This window comes from Colwellia sp. TT2012, assembly GCF_001440345.1.
GTDB lineage: Bacteria > Pseudomonadota > Gammaproteobacteria > Enterobacterales > Alteromonadaceae > Colwellia.
In genome coordinates, this window is record NZ_LJYX01000111.1 from 1 (window position 1) to 857 (window position 857).

2 protein-coding genes are annotated in these 857 nt (G+C 34.4%); both read right to left on the bottom strand.

Annotation, left to right across the window (positions count from 1 at the left end):
- Positions 1-263: 263 nt before the first annotated feature.
- Complete coding sequence (locus ASU03_RS21870) at positions 264-392, bottom strand: hypothetical protein (RefSeq protein WP_269433043.1); 129 nt, start codon at positions 390-392, stop codon at positions 264-266.
- A gap of 23 nt (positions 393-415) precedes the next feature.
- Entirely contained in the window at positions 416-829 is a 414-nt protein-coding gene (locus ASU03_RS18990) for a response regulator (RefSeq protein WP_057833283.1), read from the bottom strand.
- Positions 830-857: the final 28 nt, after the last annotated feature.

Sequence of the window (857 nt, forward strand, 5' to 3'; positions counted from 1 at the left end):
TATTTGCTGAATGTGATGTTACGAACTATGAAATGTTGTGTGCGGGTTATTGGAATTAGCATATAGTGTTGTCTGATGTGTTTGTTAATGTCTGGTGTTGTGTTAATGTAGAGGAGGGGGTGAGCAAGTGTGGGGTGGATGGAGTTAAGCAGTTTGTTATTGTGTTTGTGGGGAGAGGGAGAATGTGTAAGAGTTTTGTTTTTTTTTTTTTCAAGCAGAAGACGGCATACGAGTTCAAGTAAGATAATATCGTAAGAATGCTCTTAATAGAGATCGAGACCCTCATCGACCGTTTTAGCTGTATCAATAGAAGCATCTAAGTGGCTCTTCCTAAGTGCTCTTAAGACAAGCTCCTGATCAACCTTATCATCATCTACAATCAATACTTTCAAGATGACCTCCTTAAAAACAGTGGTTACACTGATTTAGGAAAATGGGCAATTTTCATGTAGGACCCTAAAAATTCAACAATGGAATCATAACCCGTTCCAACTTCATTTTTGATAAAATAACCTGCTACATTTTTATCAAAACTCAAGGCAATATCTTGCTCAGATTTAGAGGTAGTTAATACATATACAATACTTTGCTTAAATTTCTCATACTCACGCAAATAAGTTAAAAACTCTAACCCATCCATCATTGGCATATTTAAATCTAAAAGAATAATAAAAGGATATCCCACGACTCCCAGTTTTAATAAATGGAGGGCTTCCTTACCATTTTTTGCTCTTACTATTTCATTTTTCAAACCAGCTTTTACAAAGCTTCTATTGATTCCTATTGCATCAACATCATCATCTTCGATTAATAAAATTGTAATACTCATTTCAACCTCAATTTAAAAAAGTATTGAT

Coding starts and splice junctions, on each gene's coding strand:
- ASU03_RS18990 (WP_057833283.1), bottom strand. CDS start 829: ATGAGTATTACAATTTTATTAATCGAAGATGATGATGTTGATGCAATA.